The 22,277-nt window shown below is 55.3% G+C and carries 14 protein-coding genes; 12 read left to right on the top strand and 2 right to left on the bottom strand.

Annotated elements, in window-relative coordinates:
• Positions 1–50 precede the first annotated feature (50 nt).
• From gltP to JWF83_RS17185, 5 genes are all read left to right on the top strand, one after another.
• Entirely contained in the window at positions 51–1,352 is a 1,302-nt protein-coding gene (gene gltP / locus JWF83_RS17165) for a glutamate/aspartate:proton symporter GltP (RefSeq protein WP_413651624.1), read from the top strand.
• A 140-nt stretch (positions 1,353–1,492) separates the two neighbouring features.
• Positions 1,493–2,401 carry an N-acetylmuramic acid 6-phosphate etherase gene (murQ, locus tag JWF83_RS17170; protein WP_413651625.1) on the top strand — a complete coding sequence of 303 codons (909 nt, stop codon included), beginning with the start codon at positions 1,493–1,495 and terminating at the stop codon, positions 2,399–2,401.
• Between the two features lie 2 nt (positions 2,402–2,403).
• Positions 2,404–3,843 (top strand): PTS N-acetylmuramic acid transporter subunit IIBC, encoded by a 1,440-nt coding sequence (gene murP / locus JWF83_RS17175; protein WP_413651626.1) that lies wholly within the window; start codon positions 2,404–2,406, stop codon positions 3,841–3,843.
• Between the two features lie 544 nt (positions 3,844–4,387).
• Entirely contained in the window at positions 4,388–10,507 is a 6,120-nt protein-coding gene (locus JWF83_RS17180; protein WP_413651627.1) for an autotransporter outer membrane beta-barrel domain-containing protein, read from the top strand.
• 279 nt (positions 10,508–10,786) lie between these two features.
• On the top strand, positions 10,787–12,331 hold the full coding sequence (locus JWF83_RS17185) for a methyl-accepting chemotaxis protein (RefSeq protein WP_413651628.1): 1,545 nt from the start codon (positions 10,787–10,789) through the stop codon (positions 12,329–12,331).
• Between the two features lie 47 nt (positions 12,332–12,378).
• On the opposite strand, the gene JWF83_RS17190 is transcribed toward JWF83_RS17185, so the two are convergent.
• Positions 12,379–13,551, bottom strand: a complete 1,173-nt coding sequence (locus tag JWF83_RS17190) for an ROK family transcriptional regulator (protein ID WP_413651629.1) — start codon at positions 13,549–13,551, stop codon at positions 12,379–12,381.
• 219 nt (positions 13,552–13,770) lie between these two features.
• Between JWF83_RS17190 and JWF83_RS17195 the strand changes: the two genes are divergently transcribed.
• The 7 genes from JWF83_RS17195 to JWF83_RS17225 all read left to right on the top strand — a co-directional run bounded on the left by JWF83_RS17195 (position 13,771) and on the right by JWF83_RS17225 (position 20,570).
• Positions 13,771–15,021: an extracellular solute-binding protein gene (locus JWF83_RS17195; protein WP_413651630.1), complete on the top strand. Its 1,251-nt coding sequence runs from the start codon at positions 13,771–13,773 to the stop codon at positions 15,019–15,021.
• Between the two features lie 9 nt (positions 15,022–15,030).
• A complete protein-coding gene (locus JWF83_RS17200; protein ID WP_413651631.1) occupies positions 15,031–15,939 on the top strand; it encodes a carbohydrate ABC transporter permease in 909 nt (302 codons plus the stop codon).
• On the top strand, positions 15,929–16,768 hold the full coding sequence (locus JWF83_RS17205; RefSeq protein ID WP_413651632.1) for a carbohydrate ABC transporter permease: 840 nt from the start codon (positions 15,929–15,931) through the stop codon (positions 16,766–16,768). Before JWF83_RS17200 ends, JWF83_RS17205 begins: the two co-directional genes overlap by 11 nt.
• Before the next feature lie 2 nt (positions 16,769–16,770).
• Complete coding sequence (locus JWF83_RS17210) at positions 16,771–17,718, top strand: carbohydrate kinase family protein (protein WP_413651633.1); 948 nt, start codon at positions 16,771–16,773, stop codon at positions 17,716–17,718.
• 3 nt (positions 17,719–17,721) lie between these two features.
• Complete coding sequence (locus JWF83_RS17215; RefSeq protein ID WP_413651634.1) at positions 17,722–18,810, top strand: ABC transporter ATP-binding protein; 1,089 nt, start codon at positions 17,722–17,724, stop codon at positions 18,808–18,810.
• 104 nt (positions 18,811–18,914) lie between these two features.
• The gene (locus tag JWF83_RS17220) at positions 18,915–19,562 is read left to right on the top strand and encodes a Qnr family pentapeptide repeat protein (protein WP_413651635.1); all 648 of its coding nucleotides are present in this window, start codon (positions 18,915–18,917) and stop codon (positions 19,560–19,562) included.
• Positions 19,563–19,805: 243 nt separating this feature from the next.
• Positions 19,806–20,570 (top strand): AraC family transcriptional regulator, encoded by a 765-nt coding sequence (locus JWF83_RS17225; RefSeq protein WP_413651636.1) that lies wholly within the window; start codon positions 19,806–19,808, stop codon positions 20,568–20,570.
• Here the strand turns inward: JWF83_RS17225 and leuA are convergent.
• Positions 20,562–22,244, bottom strand: a complete 1,683-nt coding sequence (gene leuA / locus JWF83_RS17230) for a 2-isopropylmalate synthase (protein WP_413651637.1) — start codon at positions 22,242–22,244, stop codon at positions 20,562–20,564. The two genes, JWF83_RS17225 and leuA, sit on opposite strands and share 9 nt — an antisense overlap.
• Positions 22,245–22,277 lie beyond the last annotated feature (33 nt).

Below are 22,277 nucleotides of genomic sequence, written 5' to 3' on the forward strand. Positions count from 1 at the left end.
CTTCCGCATATAGCCGGCGGAAGTGGGGTTTTGTTAAGGAATTAAGCGTTATGAAAGGTTTTAAAATCAGCCTTGCCTGGCAAATTCTAATTGCGCTGGTGCTGGGGATCGTTGTCGGTGCAATTCTGCATAATCAGCCGGAACAACGTGAATGGTTAGTCAGTAATATTCTGAGTCCGGCGGGTGATATTTTTATTCACCTGATCAAAATGATCGTCGTGCCGATCGTGATTTCGACGCTGATTGTCGGTATTGCCGGCGTCGGTGATGCGAAAAAGCTGGGGCGTATTGGTGTAAAAACCATTATTTATTTCGAAGTGATCACCACCATTGCCATCGTGGTAGGTATTACCCTGGCCAATCTGTTCCAGCCGGGTAGCGGCATTGATATGTCGACGCTGGCAACGGTGGACATCTCTAAATATGAAGCGACGACGCAGCAGGTGCAAAGTGGGACGCATAGCCTGGTGATTACGATTATGTCCCTGATTCCGACCAATATTTTCGCCGCAATTGCCAAAGGCGACATGTTGCCGATTATCTTCTTCTCGGTATTGTTTGGTCTCGGCCTTTCATCGTTACCGGCAGAACATCGTGATCCGCTGCTGAAAGTGTTCCGTTCCACCTCAGAAGCGATGTTTAAAGTGACGCATATGATTATGCGTTATGCCCCGGTGGGGGTGTTTGCGCTGATTTCGGTCACCATTGCGAACTTTGGTTTTGCCTCGCTATGGCCGCTGGCGAAGCTGGTGATCCTGGTGTATGCCGCGATTCTGTTTTTTGCCTTTGTGGTGTTGGGTACGGTGGCGCGCATCTGCAAGCTGCGGATTACTACCCTGATGCATATTCTGAAGGATGAGCTGATCCTCGCTTATTCCACCTCCAGTTCGGAAACGGTACTGCCGCGGATTATGGAGAAGATGGAAGCCTATGGCGCGCCAAAGTCGATTACCAGTTTTGTGGTGCCAACCGGTTACTCCTTTAATCTCGATGGCTCAACATTATACCAGAGCATCGCGGCCATCTTTATCGCCCAGCTGTATGGCATCAATCTGTCGGTTAGTCAGGAAATTTTGCTGGTACTGACGCTGATGGTGACCTCAAAAGGTATCGCAGGCGTGCCGGGGGTCTCCTTTGTGGTGTTGCTGGCGACGCTCGGCAGTGTCGGGATCCCGCTGGAAGGACTGGCGTTTATTGCCGGTGTTGACCGCATTATGGATATGGCGCGTACCGCGCTGAACGTGGTGGGCAATGCACTGGCGGTGCTGGTCATTGCCAAATGGGAAGACCAGTTTGATAGCCAGCAGGCCGCAAGCTATGAGCTGAGTCTGCGCCCCCAGAGCGCGGAATAATCGCTGACCCGTCCTCCCCGGACGGGTTTTTTTCCCTGGCATCCATTATTATCTTCTGCTCTTCTGGAATTAGTAATTCTTTATATCCTATATTTAAAGGAATAAATTATTCCGTTCGACCGATCCTGCCTGGAGTCGCTATGAAAATTGACCTGAACACGATGATCACCGAAGGCCGCAATCCAGCCAGCGAAAATATTGATGAGCTGCCGACAGTAGCGATGCTGCAGGTGATTAACCATGAAGATAAGAAAGTGGCGCTGGCGGTAGAAGCGATCGTGCCGGAGATTGCCCGCGTGGTTGACGCTATTGCCGCCGCGTTCCGGCAGGGGGGGCGCCTGATCTATTGTGGCGCCGGCACTTCCGGCCGGTTGGGCATCCTGGATGCCAGTGAGTGCCCGCCAACCTATGGCACGCCACCTGAACAGGTGGTGGCGTTGATTGCCGGAGGGCATCAGGCGATTCTGCAGGCGGTAGAGAACGCCGAAGACAACCGTGAAATGGGAGTGGCAGACCTGAAGGCGATCAATTTCAGCGCGCAAGATGTGCTGGTCGGTATCGCCGCCAGTGGCCGTACCCCTTATGTGGTCGCCGCGCTGGAATATGCCCGTCAGCTGGGCGCCACCAGCGCAGCGCTGACCTGCAACCCGGATAGCGCCATGGCCGCGATTGCCGATATTGCGCTGACCCCGGTGGTCGGCCCGGAAGTGGTGACCGGATCATCACGTATGAAAGCGGGAACGGCGCAGAAGCTGGTGCTGAATATGCTGACCACCGGCGCGATGATCCGCAGCGGCAAAGTGTACAGCAACCTGATGGTGGATGTGGAAGCCACCAATAAAAAGCTGGTTCAGCGTCAGGTGAATATCGTGTCGCAGGCTACCGACTGCAGCGAGGCGGAGGCGCAACGGGCGCTCAGTGCCTGTGGCGGTCACTGTAAAACCGCCATTCTGATGGTGCTGGCGCAGTTGTCAGCGGATGAGGCGCGTCGGTTATTGCAGCAGCATCATGGCTTTATTCGTCAGGCGCTGCTGGCACAAGGAGTCTGATAATGGCCAAAATCACTGATGAGTTGATTCAGGCTATTCTGCAGGCGGTCGGTGGGGGGCAGAACGTAGCGGTGTGTGGCAACTGTATGACGCGGCTGCGGTTAACTTTGCATGATCAACGCCAGATTCAGCTGGCCGAGCTAAAAACATTGCCGGGCGTACTGGGGGTGGTCAACAGCGACGATCAGTTGCAGGTGATCCTCGGCCCCGGCAAAGCGCAAACCGCGGCGGAGATGCTGAATCAGCGCCTGGCCGCCAGCGGTCAGCAGGCCGCTCCCGATCTGCGGACGCTGGCGGCAAAGAATAAAAAACAGCAAAAGGCAGGGCAGAACAGCGCTATCCATCAGTTTCTGGCTAAATTCGCTACTATTTTTACCCCATTAATCCCCGGATTTATCGCTGCCGGGTTGCTGTTAGGGATTGCCACCCTGCTGGAGCAACTTTTCCATCTCAGTAGCGCTGGCAACCATAACGCGCTGCTATTGCAGGGCATTGGCTATATGAAAGTCTTCAGCAAGGGGCTGTTTACCTTTCTGAGTATTTTGATTGGTTATAACGCGCAGAAGGCGTTTGGGGGTTCTGGCGTCAATGGCGCGATTATCGCTTCGCTGTTTTTACTCGGCTACCTGCCTGATGCCAAAGTCGGTTACTACGCCGGCATCGATAACTTCTTCGGCATGGCTATCGACCCGCGCGGCAATATTATCGGGGTGCTGATGGCCTCAATTCTGGGCGCGTGGATTGAGCGGCAGATCCGTCAGTGGATGCCGGATAACCTCGATATGATCCTGACCTCCATGCTAACGCTGCTGATAACCGGCGCCATTACTTTTGTGGTGATTATGCCGCTCGGTGGCGAGTTATTTAAAGCCATGTCGTGGCTGTTTCTCCATCTGAATGGTAATCCATTTGGTTGCGCATTGCTGGCGGGGCTGTTCCTGCTGGCGGTGATGTTTGGCATCCATCAGGGCTTTATTCCGGTCTATTTTGCGCTGATGGATGTTCAGGGGTTTAATTCGTTATTTCCGATTCTGGCGATGGCCGGTGCCGGACAGGTTGGCGCCGCGCTGGCTCTGTATGCGCGGGCAGAAAAAGATTCAATCCTGCGCAGCCAGATTAAAGGGGCGATTATTCCCGGCTTTCTCGGCGTCGGAGAACCGCTAATTTATGGCGTCACGCTGCCACGGATTAAACCCTTTATCACCGCCTGTATTGGTGGCGCGGCGGGTGGGTTCTTTCTTGGTCTGGTGGCCTGGCTGGGATTACCGGTGGGTTTAAATACGGTATTCGGCCCTTCCGGACTGGTTGCATTACCGTTAATGACCTCGGCTCAGGGTATTCTTGCGGGCATGGCGGTCTATTTTAGTGGCATGGCGGTGGCATGGCTGGCAGGCTTTGCCGCGACCTGGTTATTTGGCAGTAAAGGTATTGACCTCAGTTAATTAGCGATTAATTAAATCCGTTATTTAACGGGTTTAATTATTTCGTTATCCGCAGAAAATCAGAAATGTGAAACACCCCACGCTTTTACTCTTTGTTAACAGTTTATATTAATTCCGAAAATTGCCAAATAACTTTCAGTGCCAGTTATAATTAGAGTTTCCTGAAGATAAATTAACGTCAATCAGTGGTTTATGGTTTGTTTATAAAAAACAGGATGGCGTTTTATTGTAATTATCTGAGTTTTCATCGCGTTTTTCTATCGAGGTAATATGCTGAGCTGAACTCACTGTTGATTTATTTATTTGTCTTTACTTTATTTCCTCTTCGCTGAATAGAGGTGGGGATACTGTTGTCTTTATTTAAAGAGAGATGCAAGGCTTTGTAACTTAACCTCAGGATTAAACGCGAAGAATTTATTTTTGTGTCCTTGGGGTTGGTTGCTGGGGTAAATCTTCTCTTGCTATAAAGTTATTTCATCAGCCGACAATACATAAATCATTTTTATTTTAAATGGACTGTATCCGCTTAGCTGGAGGAATAATAATGTTTAAATTTAAATCGGTTTTCCGCGCCCCGGTGTTGCTGCGTACTATGGTTTTAGTGGTAGTTAATGCTGCTATTATCAGTAATGGCGATGCTGCAACCCTTCTTACTTACACCCCCGGAACTAATGATAATCTTGTTGGCTCACTGAATGTTTCCGGCAGCAGCGAAACGTTAAGCGGTAACCAAAAATTTTCAGCGGGTGTCGATGGCAGTGTTAATACGGCACTTGGCGGCCTGACTGTGACCTCAGGTCAGCAATTTATTGATAAACCCCGTTTGGATCCCGGGCCGCAAAATTTCGCGATTACCGTCCCCGATCCTGCTACCGGGGGAAATACTATCTTTCAGGTCTACAATACGGCAAACCTCGTGGCGCAGCCATCGGTCACCAATAGTACACTGGTCCCTGATATTCAGAACGTCGGCGGCAATCAGTATATTAATGCACGGGTAGCCAATGTCAGCAATGGCGGTACCCTGTCGGTGAATATTGGTAGCGGTACCGCCAGCAGCACCGCCAGTACCCATGCCTGGTCAATGGCGGCGAAGCAAACTTCGCTATTTAATGTTGATGGCGCCAGCGGCGCTGTCAGCACACTAAACTGGGATAATAATAACCGCATCAGCTTTTTCGGCAGTGCCGCAACCCCGGTCAGCGGCACTCGCGCCGCGAAAACCTTTGTTGCCGAGGATGTCGTAACCTATATGGGCATATTCAGCGTACAGACGCTGGATGGCAATACCAGCCGTTTTACCGTTAATAATGCCGCGGACCTGAGAACCTATAATGACTGGCTGATTAGCCAGCTCCAGGCCGGTAATCTTGATAAATTACGTTATCTGCCTGAATTCAATAAAGCCATTACCAAAGTTAACGGCAATATTGTTTACGATGTCACCGCGACGTCACCGGATGAGGCGACGCAGCCGGTGGGTAATGTGGTGGCGATTAACGCAAGCGGAGCCAATGCCAGGGTGAATATTGCCGCTAACCGAACGCTGGAAGTGTCCGGTGCCACCGCTGGCGCGGTACGTGCCACTAATGGTGCGCAGGTGGTGGTGCGCGGCAAACTGTCGAGTCAGGGGGATGATCTCACCAGTAATACCGACAGTTCCGCTCTGTTCATTAGTGGTAGTGGCAGCAGCGGCACCAATAGCGGGGTGATTAATGGCGGATTTCTTAACCGTGCTGATGCCAGCGGTAGTGGTATCGGCCTGACCGGCTATGGCGCCAATGCGGTTCAGGTACAGGATGAGGGAGCCTTCACCAATACGGGGGTGATCAATCTGGCAACCACCGGAAGTAACACCCCTAACGGTATTGCGGCGATAAATTTACGTACCAATGCCAATGCCAACAATACGGGCAATATTAATGTTGGCGTAAATGGATCCAGTGCCACCGGCACGACCTCCGGAGTGCTGCTGAACTCTGCGCTCTCAGGGTTTGATAATCTGAACAGCGGCGTAATTTATCTGGGGCGTGGTCCGCAAAACAGTAAAACTGAGGCGGTGGCGGATACCGCGATGAATCAGAGTGGCTTAACCAGTGGGATTGCCCTGCTACAGGATGGTATTGCCAGAAATTACGGCAGTATTGTGATTGGTTCACGGGTACAAAACGGCGCCGGGATGTTTGCCAGTGATGCGGCTAATGCCAATATGCGCAATATCGGCACCATTGATGTTAATGGCCGGGCGGGCAGTCTGCCACGCGAAAATGTCGGCATGTCAGTGCTTAACTCGGGGAGTGGCGGCAATATTTTGAATAGCGGAACCATTAATCTTAATGGTATCAACGGTATTGGCTTAAAAGTGCTCGCCAGTAACGCTCATGTCGCGCAGGCCGCATCGGGAGGCACTATTAATGTTGCCGGGGAAGCCGACCCGGCCAGCGGCACGCGTAATTTTGGCGTCTGGGCGGAAGGCCAGGGTAGCGGCGTGGCGAATGCGGTAATTGACGGACCGATTAATCTGACCGGCAATGGCGCTATTGGGGTCCATGCCCGTGGCAATGCGACGGTACAGGTGGCGAATGATGCGGTTCCTCATTTTAGTCAGGGCAGCGATCAAATCGGCTTCTTTGCCTATGGTCCGAATGCCAATATTAACGTGGCGAGCAATAGTATTCTGAATGTGACCAGCAGCGGTTCGGCCCTGTTTCGCGTTGAAGATGGCGCAGATTTTGACGGTACCGATATGGTGCTAACCACCTCGGGTAGCGACTCGGTCGGCGTAATAGGTTCAGGCAGCGGCACTGATGTTAATACTCATAACGCCAGTTTTATTATCTCAGGGAGTGGGGCCACCGGGGTGATTATTGAAGGCGGGGCTAACGGCGTGATTGATGCCGCCACCACCTTTGACCTGAGCGGCGATCATGCGGTGGGCGCCATTGTTGACGGACAGAAACATTCGCTAACCGGAGAAAATGTCGGTAGTCCGGTGGCTACCACCATGCTGAGCTCTGCCGCTGAACTGAATGCCACCCAGGACGGGCTGACCGGCTATATCGCGCGTAACAGCGCGCAACTCACCAACAGCGGCGATATCACTTTCAGTGGCGCGAATTCCACCGGCATTTTGGTGCAAAGCGGGGCGACGGCGAATAACAGCGGCACTATCTCGGTCAATGATGGCGGTTTCGGCATGGTGGTGAATGGCGCTAACCAGACCACCACCGCCAACAACAGTGGCGCGATTGAGGTTAATGGCGGCACGGTAGAGGGGCGTAGCCGTGGCGTCAGCGCCGCCGGATCCGGCGCGGTAGTTAATCTGAACGCCGGGCAGTTATCGCTGCTGGGCCCGGGCGCCATCGGCGCCGAAGCGGTTAATGGAGCGCAAGTGAATATTGCCGCGGTATCGGTGCCGACATTTGGCAACAGCGATCAGATCGCTTATCACGCGGTGGGGGCGGGTTCAGCGATCAACAGCGCCAGCACGGCGCTGGATATCGATACGCTCGGCTCCACCGGCTATCGCATTGATGACGGCGCGGTGCTTAACCTTGCCAGCGGCAGCAATATCAGCGCCAGCGGCACCGAGAGCAGCGGAGTGATTGTTTCCGGCGCGGGCAGTAATCTGAACGGCAACAGTGACTTTATCGCCAGCGGCAACCACAGCACCGCCATTCGGGTGGAAGGCGGCGGCAGCGCGACGCTGTCGACGGACAGTAGTATCACGCTGGATGGCGATAGCAGCATTGGCGTGTTAGTGGACAATTTACGTACCGATCTGACGAATGCATTAAACGGAGAGCGCGCGCCGACGGCGGTGACCAGTAATGCCATTATTGCCGGTGATGGCGCCAATGCCATTGGTTTTGATGTGGCAAACGATGCCAGCTTAATTCAGCAGGGTAGCCTGACGCTGGATGGCGATAACAGCACCGGTATTCGTGGCCGTTCCGCCACCAGCATTATTAACTCCGGCGTGCTGAATATTGCCAATGGCACCGGGATAGATATCAGCGGCAGCGGCGCGACCCAGGTCCAGGGGGGAAGCGTCAATGTTGACGATGGTATCGCCGGGGTGGTGGTGGGGAGTGATGGTTTTCTGCAGTTAAGCAACGCCACTATTAATAGTGCCGGGACGGCGCACGGTATTCTGCCTGATGCCGGCGCAATCGGTATGACCGTAAGCGACACAACCATTAATGTTACGGGAGACGGCAATGGCGTGGAAAATGGCGCGGAAAGCGATGCGGTTACGCTGGATAATGTGGCGATCAATGTCACTGACGGCAGCGGTATCCGTACCAGCATCGCCTTAGACCCCACATCAACGGTCACCACCACGGTTCATGGCGCTGGCGTCGGCTTCAATTTTACCCGCCAGGATGATACCCCCACCAGCACAGATTTAGTGCTGGGCGACGGCTACCAGTTTAACGTCGAAGGCGCCGGCGGGATCGGCATTCGCGCCAATACCACCGGCACCGTCTATAACTCGGCTAACGTCAGTGTTAACAATGCGGCCGGCGGTTCGGCGCTGGTTAGTAACAGCGCTGAAAGGGTGATCAATAGCGGTGTGCTGAGTTCGCAAAGCACGGTGGCGCCGGTAGTGGATCTTAGCGGCGGCACCGCCGCGACCCTGGAAAATCACGGCATTATCGCGGCGCCTGATGCGAACGGGCAGGCAGTAGCCGGCAGCGACGAAGCGGATACGGTGTTGCTGATGGCGGGCGATGTTCTTGGCGATATCAATAGCGGTGATGGCAGCGATGTGGTGGTATGGACCGGCGGCGTGCTGGACGGCAGTCTGTCGCTGGGGGCGGGCGACGCTAATCTGGCACTGGTGCAGGATGTTGACCTTAGCACCACGCGGCATATCACCAGCGGTGAGGGCAGCGGCAATACGCTGTCCTTCTCGCAGATCGTTGCACGCGGCGGATCCTTTGCCGAAGATGACCCGGCGAAAGGGGTTAATCTCGGCACCGGCTGGAATACCATTAATTTTGAACAGAGTCAGTGGACGTTAACCGATAATTTACAACTGGCCAGCAGCACGGTAAATATTGACGCAGCCTCTACGCTGTACGCCGGAAATAGTGTTCATCCGCTGATCCGCGGGGGAGCGGATAATTCACTGGTGGTGAATAATGCCGGCACCCTCGATCTAACCAATGGCAGCGGATCGCCGGGCAATACGCTGACCATCGCCGGCGATCTGGCGTCCGCCGGGGGGCAACTCAATCTGCTGACACGTCTCAATGAAGGTGGGGCGTTAAGCAATCAATTTACCGATAACCTGCGGGTGACGGGCGATGCCACCACCGGCACCACCTTACTTAATGTCAAACTGGATAGCCTGAGTAACGGCAACCTTACCGATATTAACCACGACAGCCTGGTCGGCGGCAATGAAGGGATATCGCTGGTGCAGGTGGCAGGTAGCGCGCGTGCCGACAGTTTTGCCCTGCAGGGCGGTTATCTGGCGGCTGGACCCTGGCGCTACCAGTTATACAGCTTTGCTCCGGGCGAAAGCTATGCCGATCAGCGACGGGTGGACGGCGGCAGCAATAACGCGTTCTGGGATTACCGGCTGGGTAATCTGTATGTTTGTGAAACGGATAACAGTTGTCCGTCCACACCCGGCACGCCGACTAATCCGCGCACCCTGCCGTCTTCGCCACGACGTATCGCGGTGATCCCTCAGGTGGCTGCCTATCTCTCCGCGCCGGTAGGGCTGGCGTACTACACCGCGGCGATTATCGATGATCTGCATAAACGTCTGGGTGAGCTGCGCCAACAGCAGAATAACCCCGATGCCAAAGGCGGCGAGATGTTTATGCGCTATATCGGCTCAAATTACAGCTATAAATCCGATGTCAGTTTTCAGAATTTTGGTTATGACATGGATCTCGACTACAGCGCGCTGCAGATTGGCGGCAATGTGCTGAAACTGGACGGCGCTGAGGACAGTCTGCGCGGCGGGGTAGCTTATACCCGCGGTAATGCGCGCCTGCGCCCGAAGGCGGCTGACGGCTTCAGCAGCAGTAGTTTCGCCAGTGACAGCGTGGCCCTGTATGGCACCTGGCAGCGACTGAATGGTTTCTATCTTGACGGTGCGCTCTCTTTTGACTGGTATCGCGGAGAAACTGATATCAGCCGGGAAAAAAATGTTGGCAAACCGAAAGGGCGCGGCTGGACCGCCTCTCTGGAGAGCGGTTATCCGTTTCAGTTGCCCTATGACATCCAGATCGAGCCGCAGGCGCAGCTGATGTATATGCGGTTAAACATGAATGACTTTACCGATCGCGATGGTACTACGGTGAAATACGACCGCTACGGGCAAACGGTCGGCCGCATCGGTGCGCGTCTTGACCGCAGCTGGACGGACGACGCCAGTCGCCAGTACACCCCTTACGTACGGGCGAACTACTATCATGGCTGGGGCGGGGGCAGTAAGACTACTATTGGCGCCACGGGTTACAATAATCTTGACCATACCTTTAGCGGCGGACGTTTTGGTCAAATGTGGGAACTGGGCGTCGGCGGCACTACCCGCTTTAAAAATGATGTTTCACTGTATGCTGAAGCGGATTATCGCCGCGAAATTGACAGCAATGGCGCGAAGGGTTGGCGTTATAACCTCGGCGTGCGCTGGCAATTCTGATCGCGGGCCCTATTCCGGGCTGCCGTTGTGTATGCCCGGAATAATATTAAGGTTATTTATTATTAAGTTGGGCTTAAGATAATCATGGAAATCATTTTTTGAAAAATGATTTCCATGATTATCATATTGACGCGTCAGGCCTGTATTTATCAGCGTTATCTCCATCACGAAATATTTCCTGACCTGTACTAAAGTTCCCTCCTGTTGCCGCCGAAAATATAAAAAACGGTAATACTTTTTACTAATGCAAACCATTCTTATTCCCTCAAGGACTTTACAATGCGTAATAATCAGCCCGTGACGCAGCACGAGTATCTGTTTGATGATCATGCCACATTGATGTCCACCACTGACCTCAATAGCCACATTACTTACGCCAATGATGCGTTTATTGAAGTCAGTGGATATACGCCGGAGGAGATCGACGGCCAGCCGCATAATCTGGTGCGCCATCCGGATATGCCGGAGGAAGCCTTTGCCGATATGTGGTCCACCCTAAAGCATGGTCTGCCGTGGACGGCACTGGTAAAAAACCGGCGCAAGAATGGCGATCACTATTGGGTCCGCGCCAATGCGATTCCGGTGGTGCGCAATGGCAAGGTGCATGGCTATATGTCCGTGCGGACCAAACCGACGCCGGAAGAGGTGCGCCAGGCCGAGCAGTTATACGGTGAATTCCGCGCCGGAAAGAGTAAAAATCGTCGTTTCCATCAGGGGTTGATTGTGCGTACCGGCATGATGCGCTGGCGCTCAATGTTTAAAACGCTACCGCTGCGCTGGCGTATTCGCACCACCCTGTTGACGCTGTTGCCGATAAGCGTGCTGAGTATCTGGCTGGTAGGGGTTGCGGCTGGCCATATCGCTGCTTTTACCGCGGTGATGGCGCTGCTGCTGCTGCTGGCCGGTGCCTGGCTGGAGTATCAGATCTCACGGCCGATTGAACGACTGTGTCAGCAGGCGCTAAGTGTTGCTACCGGCGCCAGCAATCAGGTGGAGCAAATAGATCGCGTTGATGAGGTGGGGGTTACCCTGCGCGCCATCAGTCAGCTGGGTCTGATGTTCCGCTGGCTGGTGGATGACGTCAGCGGTCAGGCGGTCAATGTGCTGAGTGCCAGCGATGCGATTGCTCAGGGCAATAATAGCCTTAGTCGCCAAACCGAACAGGCGGCGGCCAGTGTGCAGGAGACGGCCGCCACCATGAACCAGCTGACGGCGACGGTGAAAAGCAATACCGAAACTGCCGCCCAGGTGAACAACCTGTCGATATCGGCCAGTCAGGCGGCGGTGGATGGGGGCGAAGCGATGCGTGATATGGTCACCATGATGGCGGAAATTACTGACAGTTCGAAGAAAATCGCCAATATTACCAGTGTGATCGACGGTATTGCTTTCCAGACCAATATTCTGGCGCTGAATGCGGCAGTGGAAGCGGCGCGTGCCGGTGAGCAGGGGAAAGGTTTTGCCGTGGTGGCCGGTGAGGTTCGGAATCTGGCGCAACGCAGCGCCAGTGCGGCCAGCGAAATTAAACACCTGGTGGAGACCAGTGCGACACGGGTCAGAGTCGGCACTGAGCATGTCAATACGGCGGGTGAAACCATCGGCGGCATTGTGTCTCAGGTGCAGAACGTGACCTCGCTGATTGCGCTGATCAGTTCCGCCACTGCCGAGCAGGCTACCGCGCTATCGGAGATCAGCCTGGCAGTCGAAGATCTGGATCGTAATACCCATCAGAACGCTGCACGAGTGCAGGAAGGTGCCGAGGCTTCAGACCTGCTGGCGCGGCAGGCCACCCGTCTGGTTGAGGCAATTAGCGTATTTCGCTAGGGCGAAATAAATGCCGCCCTACGCGGATGGCTTCCGCCATATGTCGGTTATTTCAGCAACACATTATATTGTGGGTTAAATTCGTCAAAAATCGGCAGCGCCGCGGCACCGAGCGCGGCGGTGTCACTGCCGGTCATCCCCATCTTCACCCGCATATCGTCGAGATAACGGCTGCGTACTGATTTATGCAGCGGGAACAGGCCTCTGACGATCTTTTGCAGCAACGGCTGCGGCATCATGCCGCCAATAATCACCGCCTCGGCATCGAAAACACACTCGATCATATTGATCGCCCGGCGCAGCGGCGGTAAAACGCTGAGGATCCAGTTATCAAACAGATCGCTGTCGACCGCCAGTAGATCGTCGGGTAGCGCGCTCAGCGGATCGAGACCACAGTGCTCATAGGCTGCCTGCAGCGATACATAGCGTTCGAGGCAGCCATGGTTGCCGCAGTAACACTCGCGCCCGTCGGGTTCAATCACAATATGGCCCACTTCGCCGGCGTTATGGGCATGGCCGGTATAGATATGGCCATCGGTAAAAATACCGGCGCCCAGACCGGTGCCAATATAGAGATAGATAAAAGAATTAAGCTGGCGCGCCACGCCATGAAAACGTTCGCCAATCGCCGCCACCGTGGCATCATTCTCCAGCGTAACCGGTAGTCCGCTGGCCTGGTTAAGGTGCGCGACCACATCCACGTTTTCCCAGCCGTGCAGGGTAGTGGGGCCGAGCGAGGAGAGGCCTTCGACGCCAAACGGCCCCGGCATCACCACACCAATGCCGAGCACTTTGCGCCAGTTGCCTGCCAGCTGCTGCTTAATTTCCTCCAGCAGGGTGACGATTAACGCCAGGGTTGCACCTGGTTGGGGCTTTTGCACCATCACAAGGCGGCGAAAATGGATCTCGCCGGTAAGATCGACCAGCACTATCAGCAGGGTCTGGTGATCGAGATGGATACCGATCGAATACGCGCTGGCCGGATTAAGGGTGATCGGGATCGCCGGTTGCCCACGTCCGCTCACTTTGCGCGGCGAGTGCGACGACAGCAGATCCGCCTGCTGTAACTCTGCGACGATATTCGACACCGTTTGCGGCGTCAGCGCCGTTAAACGCGCCAGTTCCGCGCGCGTCAGTTCGCCATTAAGCCTGATTGCCTCAATGATCACCCGTCGGTTATGGGCGCGTGCATGTTCCAGATTGGTTCCCGAAGTTCCCATTAACGATTTCCCTGAGTGCGGACTTTTTTGGCTCAGTAAGTATGTGATCGCGCTAACGCCCGGGCAAACGAAATCTTGCCAATTAACCTGGCACATGCCTTGCTTATAATGGTACGGGCCCCGAAGCTGTCAGTTCGTAGCTCTTATTTTAACCTCCATTAAATCAATCAAATTGATTTAATAAATCGCCATCTGGCTCAGCGTTACCGGAGAGAGAGAATGAAAAGTCGATTTACCCCGCGTCTGACTGGCTGCATGCTGGCGCTGATCGCCGCTACCGCATCGGCCCAGGTTGCCGCAAAAACGGCAATTAACGCCCTGTTTATGACTCAGGCGGCCTATAGCGAAAATGATATTCGCGCCATGACCAGCGATTTTGAGCAGCAGCATCCTGATATCAGCGTCAATCTGGAGTTTGTGCCTTACGAGGCGCTGCACGACAAGATTGTGGCGGCACGCGGCGCCGGCAGCAAAGGTTATGACGTGGTGCTGTTTGATGCTATCTGGCCAGCTGAATTTACCAAATTCGATCTGCTGCAGGATGTCTCTGGTCGGATCAAGGCGGAAGAGAAACAGAAAGTGTTCGCCGGCGCGATGAATACCGTGGTCTATAACGGTAAAACCCTGGGTATGCCGTGGATCCTCGATACCAAATATCTCTACTACAACAAAGCCATGCTGGCAAAAGCGGGCATCACCACGCCACCACAAAGCTGGCAGCAGGTGATGGAACAGTCTGAAGTGCTGAAACAGAAGGGTATTGTTAAGTATCCACTGGTCTGGAGCTGGTCGCAGGCGGAAGCGCTGATCTGTGATTACACCACGCTGGTCTCCGGTTTTGGCGGTGAGTTTTATCAGAACGGCAAGCTGAACTTCACCAATCCGGGGGCGATGAAAGCCATTACCTATATGAAGAGTTCGCTGGATAACGGCGTGACCAACCCGAACTCGCGTGAATATCTGGAAGAGGATGTCCGTAAAGCCTTCTCCAATGGCGATGCGGCCTTTGCCCTGAACTGGACCTATATGTACAACATGGCTAACGATGCGAAACAGAGCAAAGTCGCCGGCGATGTTGGCATTATACCGGCCCCGGGCGATGCGCCGGGCACAGCGTCAGCGGTCAATGGCTCAATGGGACTCGGCATTGCCAAAGCCAGCGAGCATCCGGATCAATCCTGGCAGTTTATCAGCTACATCACCTCGCAGCCGGTGCAGGATAAATATGCCCGCCTGAGCCTGCCAATCTGGAAAAGCTCCTATGACGATCCGGCGGTACAGAAAGGGCAGGAAGAGCTGATTGCCGCCGCGAAGAAATCACTTAACGTGATGTTATCACGACCGGAAACGGCGGATTACTCACGTCTGTCAAATAGCCTGCAGCAACAGATCCAGCAGATTTTGCAGGGTCAGGTGACGCCGGAAGCCGGTATGCAGGCGGCCACCAAAAGTGCTGAGCGTTTGCACTAAGGAAACACGATGCTGAGTTTGTCACAACGCGAGCATCGTCAGGCATGGGTACTGTTAGTACCCATGTTGATTGTGATGTTTCTGCTTACTGCCTGGCCGCTGGCGCGTACCATCTGGCTGAGCTTTACCGATGCGGCACTGATTGGCAGTGGCGCATCACCGCTGTTCGTTGGGGTAGAAAACTATTTCTATGCCTTAACCGATACGGATTTTCAGGCATCGATCCTGCGTACCCTGTATTTCACCGTGGTGTCCGTCGCGATTGAGGGGGTAATCGGCGTTCTGGTGGCGCTGTTACTGAATCAGAAATTCTATGGCCGCAACTTTTTGCGCGTGCTGGTGATCCTGCCCTGGGCGCTGCCCACCATTGTTAACGCGATGATGTGGCGTCTGAATTTTAATCCTGACTACGGCAGTATTAACGCCATGCTGACACAGCTGGGGATGATCGACGGTTATCGCAGCTGGCTGGGTTCACCGGATTCGGCACTGAATGCGGTGATGCTGGCCGATATCTGGAAAAACTATCCGCTGGTCACCCTGCTGGTGCTGGCGGCGCTGCAGTCGATTCCGGAGGACCTGTTTGAAGCCGCCCGGCTGGATGGGGCTTCGGCGTGGCGGCGTTTTCGCGCCATTACCTTTCCGGCGATTGTCGCGCCGCTCAGCGTGGCGCTGGTTCTGCGTACCATTGATGCCTTTAAAATTTTCGACATCATTTATGTGATGACGCGTGGCGGCCCGGTGGACAGCACCAAAACCCTGAGCTTTTTCGTCTATCAGGAGTCGTTCAGCTATCTGCGCGCCGGTAGCGGTGCGGCATACGCGATACTGATGACCCTGATGTGCGCGGTGCTGATCGCGATTTATATGACCATGCTGCTGCGTCAGCGCCGCCGGAGTCACGCAGATGAAACGTAAAATCCGTACCCTGCTACGCTACGCCGCCGCTCTGCTGGTGGCCGCCTCGATTCTCGGACCGATGCTGTGGTTGTTTCTGATGAGCGTTAGCTCGACCAGCGATTTAACCCGCATTCCGCTGGAGTGGTTGCCGCGCCAGTGGGATTTCAGTCGGTATGCGCGGCTGGTGTCCCTGGACGCCGATCAGCCGGGGGTATTGTTCCTGCATGCGTTGTGGAACAGCCTGCTAGTGGCGACCGGCGCCACCCTGATCTCGCTGCTGCTGGCGATCCCGGCGGCGTTCAGCTTCTCGCGCTATCCGGGGCGCGACGGCTGGCTGTTCGGCAGCCTGGCGATTTATATGGTGCCGCCGGTGGCCTTTGTGTTGCCGCTCTACTTTGTATTGCAACAGCTGAGCCTGCTGAATACCCATCTCGGGCTGGTGCTGGTCTACTGCTCACTGATCCTGCCGTTTCTTACCTGGATGCTGAAAAATCAGTTTGATGCCTTACCGCTGGATATTGAGCAGGCGGCGCGGCTCGATGGTTTGCGCGTCTGGCAGGTGTTGCTGCGCATTACTCTGCCGCTGGCGAAGCCGGTACTGGGCGCCTCCGCCCTGTTTGGCTGGCTGCTGGCATGGGACGAGTTTTTCTACGCGCTGCTGTTTACCAGCAATATTCAGGCACAAACTTTGCCGGTAACCATTGCCGGTTTCACCGCCGGACGCGCCACCGATGATGGCCTGATTGCCGCCGTCGGTATTCTGGCGTCGGTTCCGCCACTGTTTATCGCCATCTGGTTACAGAAAACGCTGGTTAGCGGTCTGGCCAGCGGCGGCAGTAAGGGTTAAGCATGCAGAGAACAATTAACGCCACGCTGTATGTGGTGGGCAATATTAACGTCGATTTAATTATGAGCACGCTACATCAATGGCCTGCGCCGGGAACCGAAACCATGCTGGAGCACAGCGAACTGCGGCCCGGCGGATCGGCCGGTAACTGTGCGCTGGCGCTGGCGGCGATGCATGTGCCGCATCGTACGGTGGCCAACCAGGGCAGCGATGGTTTCGCCAGCTGGCTGGCGGGGTATTTTCCGCAAAGCGCCGCGCACTGGCCACGATATCCGTGTGAAACTTCGCTCACCGTAGGCGTGACGCATCCCGATAAAGAACGTTCGTTTATCAGCAATCAGGGCCATATCGTCCGCTTAACCGCTGACGATGTGTTACAGCAGCTGCCGGCGCAGGCGCAGCGGGGCGATATTGTGCTGTTATGCGGCACATTTCTCTGTACCGCGCTATTTGCGGCTTACCCGCAACTGCTGGCCAGCCTGCAACAGCGCGGTTTTATCGTGGCGGTGGATACCGGCTGGCCGCCGCAGGCGTGGAGTGATGCGCTACGTCAGCAGCTCAGCGGCTGGCTGGCGGATTGCGACTACCTGTTGCTGAATGAGGTGGAGACCCTCGGCTTTGCCGGACTGCCGACGCTGGCCGCCTGTGGCGAGGCGCTGGCGGCTCAGCTTAGCGGTAGGGGCGCTTGTGTGGCGAAGTGCGGCAGCGATGGCGCGCAACTCTGGCAGACGGGTAGCCATCTGCAGGCGGCGGCGCGGCATATTGAGGTGGTTGACACCATCGGCGCCGGCGACAGCTTTAATGCCGGGTTTCTCAGCGCGTTGCTGTCCGGCGAAGCGCATCAGGTGGCGCTGCAATGGGGTATCGAAGTGGCAAGCCATGCCATCAGTAGTTCACCGCGCCAGTATCCTGACTGGCAGACCCTGCAACAACGAATAAAGGAGTGCTGAGCCATGGCCAGCGTAGAACTTGTTAAAGTAGCCAAGCGCTATGGCAAACAGACGGTGCTGAATCCACTGGATCTCACCATCCCTGACGGTAGTTTCACCGTGTTAGTCGGCCCTTCCGGCTGTGGAAAATCGACGTTACTACGTCTGCTGGCCGGGCTGGAAACCCTGTCCGCTGGCGCGATCCTGATGGATAACCGGCCGATTAACGATCTGGATCCGGCGGATCGCGATATTGCGATGGTATTCCAGAGTTACGCGTTGTATCCGCATCTAACCGTGGCGGAGAACCTGGCGTTTCATATGCAGGTAAAGAAGATCAAACCTGAGGAGCAGCAAAGCAAAATCGCGCGTATTGCCGGGATCCTCGGCATCGATAAGTTACTGGGCCGCTATCCGCGTGCGCTTTCAGGCGGCCAGCGGCAGCGTGTAGCGATGGGGCGCGCAATGGTGCGCAATCCGCAGGTGTTTCTGTTTGATGAGCCGCTGTCGAACCTTGATGCGCAGTTGCGTATGGAGCTGCGCGCTGAAATCAAATCTCTGCATCAGCGCTTTAAAACCACCATGGTGTATGTGACCCATGATCAGGTGGAAGCGATGACGCTGGCGGATCAGATTGTCGTCATGCGTGACGGGGTGATTGTGCAGCAGGGAGAACCGCTGGCGATCTACGATCGTCCGGTTAATACTTTTGTGGCGCGCTTTATTGGATCGCCGCCGATGAATCTGCTGGACGGGACGCTGCTGACCCGCGACGGACAGCCCGGCGTGCTCTGTGGCGCTCTGTGGTTTGCGTTGCCGGAAAAATGGTATGCCGCCGCCGCCATCCAGGGCGATAAGCCGGTGATTATCGGCATCCGGCCGCATGATTTTGTGCCGGAGAGCCGCATTGGCGATCTGCCGCCCGCCACCTTAACCATTTCAGAAGTGACCGGCGAGTCGAGCCTGCTGCATCTCGACTGGCAGGGCTTTGCTCTGCATGTGCAGTGTGCCGGACGGGTGGCGACAGCGGCAGGTGAATCGCTGTATCTGGCGTTGAAAACCGAAAAAATACATCTGTTTGATGCCGCCAGCGGTCAGCGTCTGGCGGAGTAATGCTGCACCCGCAGGCAGCGCGTGCGCTGCCTGATTAATTTATTTGCATCCCCACCATCCCGACGCTACCATGCCAACAACTGGTTAAAATTACAGGTGTAATGATGGCGAAGTTGATGCTGCGTGACGAAAAGATTGAGCGTACCCGCTTTAGTGGCGAAAAGATTGCCGACGCGGTGTTTATCAACTGCGATTTTTCCGCTGCCGACCTGACGGATACGCAATTTATTGATACGCAGTTTTATCATCGTGACAGTGAACTGGGATGCAATTTTACCCGGGCGCTTTTAAAGGACGCCAGTTTTACCCGCTGCGATCTGTCGATGAGTAACTTCAGTTACGCCAATATGCTGGGTATTGAGATCCGCGAATCCCTGCTGCAGGGCGCCGATTTCCGTAATGCCAGTTTTATGAATCTGATTGCGCCGAAAGTGTGGTTTTGCAGCGCCTATATCACCAAAAGTAACCTCAGCTACGCTAATTTCGCCAATGTGGTACTGGAAAAATGTGAGCTGTGGGAGAACCGCTGGACCGGAACTCAGGTGCTGGGGGCAAAATTTAGCGGCTCCGACCTTTCCGGCGGTGAATTTGCCTCTTTTGACTGGCGCACCGTCGATATTACCCACTGCGATCTGACCAACTCCAGCTTAGGCGAGCTGGATGTGCGTTATGTTGATTTGCAGGGGGTGAAATTAGATAGCATGCAGGCCGCCGAGTTAATGGAACGCCTGGGGATTATGGTGCTGGGGTAGCGATCCCGGCACGCCGCCGGTATCGGTGGTTTGCAAACTTGATATGCCGCCGGCGTCGCGGCGTCTGCTTATTCATTTTCCGGCAGATCGTCCGGTAAATGTCGCCACGATCCCATTATCGTTCGCTATATGTTCCGTTACGCCAGGATAATCATTTCTTACCGTTGTATTAAACCGCCCGTCGACAACCGGCATAAAACTTTTATGCTATTGTTAAATATCCGACTTTTTGGAAGGACAGCTATGACGGGCACGGTAAATTTTTCTTTTGCATCGCGACCTTTAGTCCCTTATGCCCATGACTATCTGCATGGCGCGTATGAGCCAAAACATATTCATAACTGCGCCCAGCTGGTTCATACGCTGAGCGGAGTGGTGCGGGTGGAAACCGCACAAGGAAACTGGATTGTGCCGCCAGGTCGTGGGGTCTGGCTACCGGCAGGCACCGAACATGCGCTGCAAATTACCGGCCAGGTAGCGGCGCGAACGCTGTTTATCGATCCGCTGGCGCGGGCGGATTTACCGGCCAGTTGTCAGGTAGTACAGGTCTCGCCGCTGCTGCGTGAACTGATCCTCAGTGCGTTGCAGCTGCCGGAAAACTACCAGCCGAATAGCCGTGCCGAACGTATCTATGAGCTGATTCTGGATGAGATTCGCGTGATGGCGGAGTTGCCGTTTTACCTGCCGCAGCCGCAGAGCGCCAGCTTACTGCAGTTATGTCAGCAGGTACGGACATTGCCAGGGGAAAGCTGGTCGCTGGAACAGGCTGCTGAGCGCTTAAACGTCAGCAGCCGTACCCTGTCGCGCCATTTTAAGCGTGAAACCGGTTTGCAGTTTAGCGACTGGGTGCGCCGCGCCAGGCTGATGTCGGCCCTGACGCGTCTGGCGCAGGGGGAGTCGGTACTGCGCGTAGCGCTCGATCTTGGCTACGAAAGTCATAGCGCCTTTAGCGCCATGTTCCGCCGTATCCTTGGCGTCGCACCCAGCGACTATTTTCCGCTAAAGTAATTTCTGCTGTTGCAGATTGGCACTCAGCGCATTCAGTAACGCCTGCAGTGAAGCCCGCGCCACATCGCTGTCAATGCCCACGCCCCATGCCGCCTGATTATCGGCAAAAGTGCAGCGAATATAGGCCACCGATCGGCTGTCGCTGCGCTGACCGAGGGTATGCTCGTGGTAATCCTGAATCGATAACGGCAGGTCAAATGCCTGGCGCAGTGCTTCCACTGCGCCGGACAGCAGGCCATTACCCTGGCCGTGAATAATTTTTCGCTGTTCACCCAGTAGCAGCTCCGCGCGAAAATGGAGCTGGCCATTGGCCTGACTCTGGCTGCGGTATTCCCCCAGCGTCACCGGCATCGGGTGGCGCAGACCATATGCCTCGCGGAACAACTGCCAGATGCTGGCCTGGGTCATCTCCTTGCCGTGACCGTCGGTCTGCTCCTGTACCCGGCGGCTGAAATCCTGTTGCAGCGCGCGAGGCAGTGATAAGCCGTGGTTCTGCTCAATCATCCAGGCGGCGCCACTTTTGCCGGACTGACTGTTAACGCGGATCACCGCCTCATAGCTGCAACCAATATCTGCCGGGTCGAGGGGCAGATAGGGCACTTCCCACAGTGTTTCCTGCTGTTGCTGGCGGGCGGCAAAGCCTTTTTTAATCGCATCCTGGTGCGAGCCGGAGAAGGCGGTAAACACCAGTTCGCCGGCATAGGGGTGGCGCGGATGCACCGGCAGCTGGTTACACTGTTCTACCACATCCACCACCTGCTTAATCTGGCTGAAATCCAGATTGGGGGGCACGCCCTGAGTGTAGAGATTCAGCGCCAGGGTGACCAGGTCGACATTGCCGGTACGCTCGCCATTACCAAACAGGCAGCCCTCGACGCGATCGGCTCCGGCCAGCAGCGCCAGCTCGGCACAGGCGATGCCGGTACCGCGATCGTTATGGGGATGGACGCTAATACAGACCTCGGCGCGCCGGGAGAAGTGGCGGCAGAAGTACTCAATCTGGTCGGCATAGACATTTGGCGTGCTCACCTCAACGGTGGCCGGCAGGTTGATAATCATCGGCCGTTCGGCGCCGGGCTGCCAGATTTCCGCCACCGCCTCACAGATTTCGAGCGCGAAATCGGGTTCAGTAAAGCAGAAGGTTTCCGGGGAGTACTCAAAGGTCCAGCGGGTATCGGTCTGCACCGCACACTGCTGGCGAATCTGTTTAGTTGCGTTCACGGCCAGCTGGATAATTTCCTGTTTGCTCTGGCGAAACACCAGACGGCGGAACACCGGGGCGGTGGCGTTATACAGATGCAGCGTGGCATTTTTCGCCCCCTGCAGAGCGGCAAAGGTGCGTTCAATCAAATCGGCCCGCGCCTGGGTCAGAACCTGAATTGACACATCGTCTGGGATGCGCTGTTGTTCAATCAGCTGACGCACAAAATTGAAATCGGTTTGTGACGCTGAGGGAAACGCCACTTCTATCTCTTTAAAGCCGCATTGCAGCAGCAGATCCCAGAACAGCAGTTTGCGATCGCTGTCCATTGGCTCCGCCAGCGCCTGGTTGCCATCGCGCAGATCGGTTGAAAGCCAGCGCGGCGCGCGAGTCAGGGTGTTGTCAGGCCACTGGCGCGCGTCCAGTTTAACCGGGGGGAAAGGGCGATATTTTCCAGCGGGTTGCGTCAACATAATGTTTTCCTGTTTGTGGCATATCCTCCATTT

It is taken from the genome of Pantoea sp. B65, from assembly GCF_047308185.1.
Classification (GTDB): domain Bacteria; phylum Pseudomonadota; class Gammaproteobacteria; order Enterobacterales; family Enterobacteriaceae; genus Erwinia.

What these genes read in the sequence shown, in the direction of transcription:
- leuA (WP_413651637.1), bottom strand. Translation starts at nt 22,244, where the DNA reads ATGTTGACGCAACCCGCTGGAAAATATCGCCCTTTCCCCCCGGTTAAA.
- JWF83_RS17180 (WP_413651627.1), top strand. Translation starts at nt 4,388, where the DNA reads ATGTTTAAATTTAAATCGGTTTTCCGCGCCCCGGTGTTGCTGCGTACT.
- JWF83_RS17200 (WP_413651631.1), top strand. Translation starts at nt 15,031, where the DNA reads ATGCTGAGTTTGTCACAACGCGAGCATCGTCAGGCATGGGTACTGTTA.
- JWF83_RS17190 (WP_413651629.1), bottom strand. Translation starts at nt 13,551, where the DNA reads ATGGGAACTTCGGGAACCAATCTGGAACATGCACGCGCCCATAACCGA.
- gltP (WP_413651624.1), top strand. Translation starts at nt 51, where the DNA reads ATGAAAGGTTTTAAAATCAGCCTTGCCTGGCAAATTCTAATTGCGCTG.
- JWF83_RS17215 (WP_413651634.1), top strand. Translation starts at nt 17,722, where the DNA reads ATGGCCAGCGTAGAACTTGTTAAAGTAGCCAAGCGCTATGGCAAACAG.
- JWF83_RS17195 (WP_413651630.1), top strand. Translation starts at nt 13,771, where the DNA reads ATGAAAAGTCGATTTACCCCGCGTCTGACTGGCTGCATGCTGGCGCTG.
- murQ (WP_413651625.1), top strand. Translation starts at nt 1,493, where the DNA reads ATGAAAATTGACCTGAACACGATGATCACCGAAGGCCGCAATCCAGCC.
- JWF83_RS17205 (WP_413651632.1), top strand. Translation starts at nt 15,929, where the DNA reads ATGAAACGTAAAATCCGTACCCTGCTACGCTACGCCGCCGCTCTGCTG.
- JWF83_RS17220 (WP_413651635.1), top strand. Translation starts at nt 18,915, where the DNA reads ATGGCGAAGTTGATGCTGCGTGACGAAAAGATTGAGCGTACCCGCTTT.
- JWF83_RS17185 (WP_413651628.1), top strand. Translation starts at nt 10,787, where the DNA reads ATGCGTAATAATCAGCCCGTGACGCAGCACGAGTATCTGTTTGATGAT.
- JWF83_RS17210 (WP_413651633.1), top strand. Translation starts at nt 16,771, where the DNA reads ATGCAGAGAACAATTAACGCCACGCTGTATGTGGTGGGCAATATTAAC.
- murP (WP_413651626.1), top strand. Translation starts at nt 2,404, where the DNA reads ATGGCCAAAATCACTGATGAGTTGATTCAGGCTATTCTGCAGGCGGTC.
- JWF83_RS17225 (WP_413651636.1), top strand. Translation starts at nt 19,806, where the DNA reads ATGACGGGCACGGTAAATTTTTCTTTTGCATCGCGACCTTTAGTCCCT.